The organism is Lysinibacillus sp. FJAT-14745 (assembly GCF_001275675.1).
Lineage (GTDB): Bacteria > Bacillota > Bacilli > Bacillales_A > Planococcaceae > Lysinibacillus.
In genome coordinates, this window is record NZ_LITM01000015.1 from 199404 (window position 1) to 208953 (window position 9550).

Below are 9550 nucleotides of genomic sequence, written 5' to 3' on the forward strand. Positions count from 1 at the left end.
CTCCTAACGAAGAATGTACTGTGATTATCACATAGTACAGACAGTGTTAGAAGGTGGGTTGTATTTGGCGCTTACTAATAATCAAGTTCATTCCTCCATTGATAAAAACTATATGTCTATAGGATATCATATACGATGATTAACTGTTCGAAGTAATATCACTATTCTCATTGTCGAAAAGAAAAAGAGCAGTCTAAACAGCTCAAAGATCTTCTACTAAAGCAACAGTTGCTTTTAGTATATTTCTTCACATTCTTTTGTGTGAACTGCATTCTTAAATTTAATAGTTTCACAAATGTTGAACGAAATAAAAAATATTATATAATTATATATACTTCAAAAGTGTATTATAAAACGTTAAAAAATGAAAAATATTAGGAGGAATTATGGATAACAAGGATCTTTACATGTATAGAGAAAAATCCATGGAATTTGTTTCCCTACACAATTATAACAATGAATATAACTTAGTTAACACTAAAACTGATGGAAGTTCTTCAATATGGAGATATATGAACCTATCAAAATTTCTTTCACTAATTGATTCCCAAGTTCTATATCTTAGTAAACCGCAGTATTTTAGAGATCCGTTTGAAGGTGCATTTTCAGAGAGAGATTTAATACATCTACTTGGAGAACCACCTACTTACATACCAGATATATTAATGGACTATAATCCACAAAGAGAAGAACTTATTAAAAAAAATAAGACATTATTACAGTATGTTGGTGTTTCATGTTGGCATATGAATGATGTTGAATCAGCAGCAATGTGGGATTTATATCTAAGCTCTTCTGAAGGATTAGCGATAAAAACTACTATTGACTCTTTATATGATAGTGTACAACCACATAAAAATGTTTATATCGGTAAGGTACAATATATTGATTACAATAAGGATATGGCAAGTAAAAATATTTTTGAAACTCTATTTTATAAACGAAAGTCTTTCGAACATGAGCATGAAGTGCGATTAATTGCCTTAGAAGATGACGAAAATCCTAGTTTCGATAAAGCAGGTGTTGAGTTATCGGTGGATCTAAATAGGTTAATTGAAGAGATTTATATACATCCTAATGCTCCAAAATGGTTTTTTAAAGCAGTTGAAGGCCTTTTATTGACATATGAGATTAAAAAACCTTTAAAACAATCCACTCTGTACACTAGCCCAAGTATGGTTTGGTAATTGACAAAAATATTAAGAGTCCGTTATGTGTCACTCGTCAAAAGAAGAGTGACACAAATTACTTAAAATTCTTTTAAAAATACTCCATACACTACTACTTTTTTTATAGTACTATTGTGTCTCTCGTCATCCGTATTTTCTGAATCTCTTTTTCGGAGACAAGCTAGTTCCGACTAAATAACATATTCCTCCACCCCATATTATCTCTAATACTGAATGAAACAGTTAAACTTATATCATTGCTGTTTAATTCGACTATCCTACCCGTTAGTTGAATAAGCAAAAATCTTTTTGAAAATAGCCTTACGTTTTTAAGCTACAATTTTAGAGAAAACAGCCTAAAAAGACCCTTATTGCTCAATTAGGGTCTTTTTATAAGCTACTTAATTTTTTTAGGAAAATTATCCTGCTTTCTTTTTGCCTTTTCCCTTCATATTAGCAAGTTCAATTTCAATACTATTTTTTACATTATCTACTGTAAGATTATACACTTCTATCGAATAATCAATAGCCAACAATAATTCATCGTGAGTCCACATTACAACTTTTTTTCCATAACGCCTTGCTAAGTCTTGTAATAATGCAATTAATCCTTGGTCAATATTAGCAGCACAAATTAAACCTAATACATGTGTTCTTTCATCAACACATTTTGACACAAACTGCTCGAGCATATCTCTCCCAAGATCACTGCCCACGGTTACAGTTTTCTTGTCATAGCTTTTTGCAATCCCCACAAAAACTGCACTTTTTAAACCAGGGAGATCTAAATTAAAACTTACATCACCAAATTCATGACCTTGATGTGGATGTAGCTTATGATCTGTGAAAGTAACAAAAGGCTTCATAATACAATTAATGCTCTTTTCATCCTGACAAGCTCGACAGCCATCATTGCTATGTTTAGAGCATTTTTCTTTAATGATTTTCAGGATTTCCTTTAATTTTTCTTTTCTATCCTCTGGTATTGTTCGTTCCCATATGGTTTTAAATTGATCAATTTCTGTAATATTGTATATAACTTTCGACTCGACAGTATTTAAGTAATAAACTTCATTGTTATGCAGATACACATACTCTTCTGATGTATTAAAGCCAATTTGTTTAAAATATTTATTTGTTAACTTTTCAATAAGCTCTATTAAAGTTGAAAGTGGCTTAAACAATACTCCCTCAAACCAAGAACCAACTTTTACTTTATGTCCTTCCAAGCACTCAAGATTTTTATAATCCATCTGTTCATTGCAAAATGCACAATAAACAACTGGCTGCTGACTTTTTATTTTTAATTGAAGAATCTCTGAGTGACCACAAGTATTACATGCTAATTCCGTGTAATTATTACACTCTTCGCAATATGGTTGAAAAAGAGTAGTTGTATGCTTTTTTAGCGATTTAAATAAAGATTCTGTATTATACTCTAGTAATTTATAATTATTTATTTTTTGCTTCTTACATTTAATGATAGCTTTTAATACTGCTAGTATCGTAGTACGTTCTTCCTTTGTTGCTGAAAAAATCATTAAATCATTATCGCTTTCAATTCCAATTGTTTCGAATAACGTATCCACATCATCAGTTTGATAAACACCTTGTATATAACTCATAATTTGATTTATTCTCCACAAACCCCAGCTTCTCATCTGTGTGGCTCTTAGTTGTTTAGTTAAATAAATTTTCCCTTTACTACAATTTACACCGAGAGTAGTGAAGTTTTCGTCATCAATCTTTTCTTGATAAACAGAGCTAGGTGCTGAATAACCTTCGTAATTTTTTAAATGTTTTACTTTCCCACCCATATTAGCATCCGAAACAGAGATTTTTTCAGGGTAACCTTCAGGAGGGTTCGGATTATATAGCGACGTTCTTTTCATCGACTCATCACTAAAAATACTCTTTACTATTTTTTCAGTGATATTTATTGAAGTTGAAAAAAAGTCAAACGCCTTATTAACCGTACTAACTAATGCACCTGTTAATGAGTCTGAAGATACACTAATGCTTAAAAAACGTTTATTCACATTAACCCAAAGAAACCCGTATTTTAATTCAAATATTGATGCACTATCCTCTGTTTCAGGATCTATATAGTTGTATCGTTCTTGATGAGAAAACGAAAACTCTATAGTTTCAGCATCTAAAATTGTTTGTTCAATTATTTTTAGTTCCTGCAGATTATCATTAGAAAAAGCCGTCTCAGTTATTGCTTTGTTCAATTTCTGGATACCCTTATCCTTATCACAAGTACTTAAAAATTTCTTCGATGTAATTGTCAAATCAATTGGATGGAGAAGAAACAATTGGAAATTAGGTCTGCTGCTATATCGGTACTCTTCAAAACAATTATCTACATCTTCTGAAGTTATTTCTGGTGATTTATTAACAATTTTTATAAGAGTAGCCTTATCAGTACGCATTAATGCTTCCTGTATATTAGACGTTTCTTGTTTTGTTATCTGTCTATATCTATTTATTAAATCCCTTTCTTCGACATAAGAATATAGCAATCCCCTAATTGCTTTTCTTTGTATATGCAGTAATTTAGCTGATTTTTGATTAGTTGCCAACAAGTTTCCCTCCTTAAACCTAGATATATAGTATCAACATTCGAGTAACAGTTAAGTAAAAAGCCGCTATCACCTGCGGCTTTTTTTACACATATATTGCTGCTATTTTTACTGTCTATGTAGTGCAATAAAACTCTTGATAAATTGATAATAAATTTAGCTTCATTTTCTTCAATGATATCTTCATTTTGATGAGAAAATCCATGTCAACTCCTATTATCATTCACTTTTTCAAAGAAAATTACCAACTCGTAAGATCAGTTTTTATTTTCCTTTTTTTCATTAAACGTTATATTAATATAACCATTAAGAACTGTGTGAGCACAATCAACCACACTACATTTGGACAAAACCGCTTCTTTTTGTTGATTACAATCTATGTGTCCCCTATAAAGAAACGAGTTATTACTTAATAAAATGTTATTTATTAACAAACTAAAATAATATAGCAAAGTAAGTCGCTCTATTATTTGTGCTATCTATAACCAATCTGAAGGGATTAGGGCTCTTCCGCTTCTCCATGGCTTCTCAACTAAAGCACTTTGAAATTCATCATCCTGTAAGTTAGCATGATCAAGTACGATTATTTGCAGATTTGGATAAAGTTCTTTACATACTTTGAACAATAAATCGAACATCATCTTTACTGCTTTTCTATCCTCGTCATTTAATTCCTCGATATCCCCCTCCATCGTATCGTATTTTTCAGGAGGAAAATATACTTGCGTTGGTTGATCTAATATTAAGAAGGAAGGTACAGGTCTATTTTTTTGAATGAAATATTTATGTAATGCTAAATGGCTAATTAAATGGCACCCTAACCAGTTTTCACCGCTACCCATACGATTCATTGGTATTGGACGCTCTTCTTGGTCTGCAATTACTGTAAGGTTTTTTATATCCAAGCGATACGGAGCATCTGAATGCTCTAATGCCAACTCTTTCGCCCATTCTGTCATATACTTAGATATGCGACTTAAAATAGACGATAAAATTTCTTCTTTTTTCTCTTGATCAAGTAAGCCTTCAAGATATTCAATATGGCTTTCTGTCGCTCTTACCTTTCCCTGCAATTCATCATCTTCCTGTACTTCTTGATAATTTTCTAAATAAAGACTTATTCTTCCAACCACTCGTGATACCCGTCTGTTTAAGTCCTCAATCTCTCTTGCTACTTCTTGTTCATGTATCAGTGCTTCAATTGATTTTGAATAATTATTTACTAATTGCTTTATTGCTTCCTTTTCATTTTCCAAACTCTCTATATAATTACGAAGCTTCGGTTGTTCTCTAACCACTGCTTGTAAATTTGTATTCAGTCTTCTAAGTGAATTGGTCATATTTTCTATTTTAGGTATTTTCTCTTCAAGAATAGATGAACACAGAGGACATTTACAACTTTCATCATTTGGTTCTTCATTGAACAAAGCAATTGACTCTAACCTTAATCTTTGCTCATTACCTTGTTTGGAGTAACCTGATGCTTCAGAAGCATAAGACTCTGCCGCACGAATTTGCTCAATAATGTCATTTAGTTGTTCTAGATGATGTGCTCTCTTCTCTCGAAGTTTTTCTAATTGACTCACTTCTATTCCTAAAATACCAGAAGGTTTCCACAACAATGCTTTTTTTAACCTCTGTATAAGTTCTTCTTGGTTGTTTGCGTAAAAACTTTCCTCAATTAGCCCAACTTGTTTTGCTTCATCTAGTAGATTTTGTGCTTTTGTTGAACCGCTAGTACTTAGTAGTTCAGCTTCTATTTGCCTCTTTTTGAGAATTTTTAATTCCCTTTTAGTAGTACGCAATTCCGCCTCTAATTTTAAGTGATCTTCTCTTACAGCTCCTAGAAAATAAGGTAATACATCTTTTATTGTTTGTGGCATGAAGGGTTCTTTTTGACGATGAAATAAAATACTTTCATCCGCAATTACACTTTGTTTTTGAAAGAGAAAAAGTCTTGAATGTTTATAATTAGCTTCTAAAGGATTTCTTGATTCTGAGGCTTTTGGGACATTCAAATTTGGAGAAATTCCTAAAAAACTTCCCAAGTAATCTATCCAGCCTTCATCGTTTGAATTTGGTGTAATCTCTGAAAGCTCTGGCGGTTTTATGTCTTTTCCTATTTCAAAATAAACCCTATTTTGACTTTGATTATTTCCTTCTGGTGGAGATTTAGCAATAAATAATTCCTTTTCGTTAAATTGAAGTTTCAAACCATACATAGCTACAGTTTTACGGATTATTCCCTCAGGAACTAAAAATTCCGATCTACCTAAACAATATTCAACTATCTCTATTATTGCCGATTTTCCTGTTTTCGATTTACCAGTAATGATATTGACCTTACCAGTTTCAAAAGGAATCTTCCTTATATCACCTTGTTTATTGTAAAGTATTATTTCTTTTATTTGCATGGTCATGGACTTACCCCCCACATTGTATAAATCGTTGAGCTAGTTCCCGTAACAGCGAACCATCTACCTAACATTTTAGCCTTGTTTTGATAATCACTAAGGTACATCTTTGAATCGTTTTCTAACGAATTAATTACAGAAGGTTTTATTTTTCCAGAAATTTTGAAATTACCATTCTCATTTACAGTAATTATTTCTCTTTTCATCAAAAAATGAATTGCTTCTTTTGTAAAAGGAACTAATTCTTTAGCCCTTAAAGCAAACCCAACTCGAACCTCAGGTTTCTCTTGGAGCCAAACATGCATGTATGTACTAACGGAACGTGGTAAAACAAGCTTTGTTGGTTTGTGTAATATTATTGGCAACATTAAAAAAAATAGCTCGTATGGTGTTCCTACTTCACTATCAACCTTCTCCTCATGCCCTTTAATAAACTCGTAAATTAGAAATCCACAAAAGGCTGGGTTAATGAGATTAGCAATTTCAACAGGGCGATTTTCCCAACTATTCATGTTTATCCAACTCCTTTTGCTTTAGATAGGCTAATTTATCATTATATTGTGGGTGCCATCCGATTCTAAATGGAATATGATCCGAAAGTATATGGAAACTCCCTTGCATAACATACCGTTCCGTTACATTTTGTCTTATATTTAAATAAGGGATCTTCATTACTTCATTGTACAAATCCCTACCGCTTTTTTGTAAAGATTTGTCCGAAAAATCAGTTATATTCTCCTCTGACATTGCAAACTGTTCTTCCCATTCTTCAATCAATTTTCTTTCGTAATCTTCCAACTCACTAATACTCACTAGCTGATCCGCAATCCATCTAGCTCGTTGGTTGGACGCACGATAAAAATCTTTTATTGCTCTTTTCACTCGAGGATGAGAAACAGCGATTGCATTTAACTGATGGACGAAAATCCGTTCATCCCAAATGTGGTCGCTTTCGCTGGGTTCTGCATTTGCAAAATCAATAGGAAGTGCATCTGGCTTTAAGTCATCACGAATATCTTGTATCTTTTTATGTACTTCAGATCCTTTAATCGGATCTTTAGAACCATAAAATAGATGTTTTACCGTCTTCTCAAACCACCATCCTTCAAGTCTTTCGTAGAAAGATTCTATTAATTCAGACTTCACAACCAGACGCAATTCATTCTTTATTGCATCAATAATATCAATAATATTTTCAGCTTTATCAATTACATAAATACTATCTATTAATCTAAACTGATGGTCGATATCTAATGAAAGAAATGTGTTAAATGCTACCTGGTTCGCATCACTTTTTGACTTCTTAATATGCTGCAATAACAGTTTGTATGCTTCACTCGAATTTCTATTATTATCATTTTTCAAATAATAAATAGCAGAGTTTGGTGACGCTAATGCAGTTGTAACAAGACTGAAAAATACTCCAGGTACTGTTATATTATTATTTTTAACTGCTTCAGCCCAAATACGAATACTCTTCCAAAAATCACTTGAACCATTTGATAGATTAGCTACTCGCTTGCTTGAATGGTGTTTTAATTGAAGAAGTTCAATAGGTGTACCTTCTTTTTCAAATTCAACATCATCTAAATTTTCAATAGAAATATCCATATCATTGTTTTTCAGAATCATTAACAATGCGTATCTTATTTGATAAAGATATCCTATCGCTGAATTTCCAGCCGAAAACATATTTGACAAAATTATTTCCTCCTTACGCCACTGTAAGAAAATAGCATTATTTTTATGGTTATTTTTGGATTTTATATTTATTATATCAATAAATTGAATAAAAAATCAAATTTCCCAATTGATTCAACAAGTCATACAGCTGTTTTCGTAATGTTGGTGTTTTTGGTGAAGGTTAACTTTAGAAATTTTTAAATTCAGGTACATATTCCCCTGGTATAATCCACCTGTAGGGCAAAATGTAAAGGAGAGGACAAATTTAATACATATAAATGATTAATTATATTTAATTTTGAAGAGGTTCGTCGTAGGAGTATAAAAGTTTGGAATTCCATACCCCCAACAACTGTTAAACTGGAAGCCAGACGTAGATGCTTTAACTTGTGCTGAAATGATTAGACATTTATTAGAAGGCGAGTATCTTTATCACCAAGTTCTCATTGGGAGAGGCAATCAGGCTTTAACTAATTTATCTAATCCATTTGAAAACAGAGAATTTACAACAGTAGATGATGAACTTGCATTTACTAAGCTCTATCGTGAAGTCTTCATGGGTTAAATTAGGTCGCTTAGTATAAGCGATTTAGAGAATTTTCAAATAGACCGCTCTGATGTCAGTTATGTAAGAACCCTCGTAGATATGTTATTGCTTACCACGAATCGGTCATATGGGTCAGTTATTAGACTATATGAGAACAATGGGTATAGACCGCCCCAAAATATGGGATTGATAGGCAGGAACGGCTTTAAAACGGCTTGTCTTTTTTATGCTACCCGTTAACATTTCAACCTTAGTGTTCTTGGATTTTTGATACGCTGAAATAAGCATTTGTTGCACCACTTGTTTTTCAAATTAAAACAACAGAGAGACATTAGAAATACAAACTTTATTTTTTACACAAAAATGTATTTCAATATCTTCTATAGGTTTGCTTAAATGACTAATAGCCATATTATTTGAATAGGGTGCTCTTATTACATCAAAAGAGATTTTTTCATTTACCTTTTCACCAGTTACCATTCTCGATATTGTTTTCAAAAGAGTATCAGTATCTTCATTAGTAGATATACTATATTCTTTTGCTTTCCTTCTAAGAAAATCTTTCCCATCAGGAGCAAAGCAATCTAAAAACAAGTTCCTATCTACATATATATCTGCTCGAATAACAGCTTGTCCATATTTTTTTGCAGATGATGGATTATCAAAAAAATAGACCCCTTCTCCAAGCCAATGGTCTTTTCCTGAGAGGTTAAAGCCTTCATTTCTTATTTTATCAGCACAGCTATGTGTTGTACCATGATAACCTACTACGTGTATCAACAAAATTCATCCTTTCCCGATTTTTATTGGCATTTTAAAAGAATAAACAACTTCTTGCTGTAATTATAAAATTGAGGTGATAATTTATGTCTGAAAACATTATCAAAACTTATATATCCGAACTTTCAAATAACTTATCAAAACTTTCAATATTGTTAAGCAAACTTTACCAGAATACTATCACGGATGATGTAATATTTGAACTATTTCGAATCCACTTTCCAATTAAAGATAATGCGGTAAATGTATATTATTACTTGTTTGAATCAAAAAAAAAATGAAAAACATTTATTAATAACTCAAACTTCGCACCAATATAAATCGGTTTAATCATTGAGCTTGTTTGGTTCTTTACAATTTCAATAGGATTCT

General features: G+C 32.0%; 6 protein-coding genes and 1 pseudogene. 2 read left to right on the forward strand and 5 right to left on the reverse strand.

The annotated features are described in order from the left end of the window. The first annotated feature begins 386 nt into the window (after positions 1 to 386). Positions 387 to 1187: a DUF2971 domain-containing protein gene (locus tag AMS59_RS20840; protein WP_053485635.1), complete on the forward strand. Its 801-nt coding sequence runs from the start codon at positions 387 to 389 to the stop codon at positions 1185 to 1187. A gap of 401 nt (positions 1188 to 1588) precedes the next feature. Here the strand turns inward: AMS59_RS20840 and AMS59_RS20845 are convergent, their stop codons facing one another. The 4 genes from AMS59_RS20845 to AMS59_RS20860 form a co-directional block, all read right to left on the reverse strand. Further along, positions 1589 to 3754, reverse strand: a complete 2166-nt coding sequence (locus AMS59_RS20845) for a hypothetical protein (RefSeq protein ID WP_053485636.1) — start codon at positions 3752 to 3754, stop codon at positions 1589 to 1591. A 479-nt stretch (positions 3755 to 4233) separates the two neighbouring features. Beyond that, a complete protein-coding gene (locus AMS59_RS20850; protein ID WP_053485637.1) occupies positions 4234 to 6174 on the reverse strand; it encodes a DUF3732 domain-containing protein in 1941 nt (646 codons plus the stop codon). After that, positions 6171 to 6680, reverse strand: coding sequence for a three component ABC system middle component (locus tag AMS59_RS20855; protein WP_053485638.1), 510 nt, complete (start codon positions 6678 to 6680; stop codon positions 6171 to 6173). The genes AMS59_RS20850 and AMS59_RS20855 overlap by 4 nt, the downstream gene beginning before the upstream one ends. Next, complete coding sequence (locus AMS59_RS20860) at positions 6673 to 7860, reverse strand: ABC-three component system protein (RefSeq protein WP_369814348.1); 1188 nt, start codon at positions 7858 to 7860, stop codon at positions 6673 to 6675. Before AMS59_RS20860 ends, AMS59_RS20855 begins: the two co-directional genes overlap by 8 nt. Positions 7861 to 8136: 276 nt before the next feature. Here AMS59_RS20860 and AMS59_RS26500 point away from each other — a divergent pair. Continuing rightward, positions 8137 to 8588: pseudogene (locus tag AMS59_RS26500) on the forward strand (DinB family protein). A 122-nt stretch (positions 8589 to 8710) separates the two neighbouring features. Here AMS59_RS26500 and AMS59_RS20870 read toward each other — a convergent pair. Next, positions 8711 to 9178, reverse strand: a complete 468-nt coding sequence (locus AMS59_RS20870) for a hypothetical protein (RefSeq protein ID WP_053485640.1) — start codon at positions 9176 to 9178, stop codon at positions 8711 to 8713. Positions 9179 to 9550 lie beyond the last annotated feature (372 nt).

Bases quoted from the DNA above. Each gene is read 5' to 3' on its own strand.
- AMS59_RS20840 (WP_053485635.1), top strand. From the start codon at position 387: ATGGATAACAAGGATCTTTACATGTATAGAGAAAAATCCATGGAATTT.
- AMS59_RS20850 (WP_053485637.1), bottom strand. From the start codon at position 6,174: ATGACCATGCAAATAAAAGAAATAATACTTTACAATAAACAAGGTGAT.
- AMS59_RS20855 (WP_053485638.1), bottom strand. From the start codon at position 6,680: ATGAATAGTTGGGAAAATCGCCCTGTTGAAATTGCTAATCTCATTAAC.
- AMS59_RS20860 (WP_369814348.1), bottom strand. From the start codon at position 7,860: ATGTTTTCGGCTGGAAATTCAGCGATAGGATATCTTTATCAAATAAGA.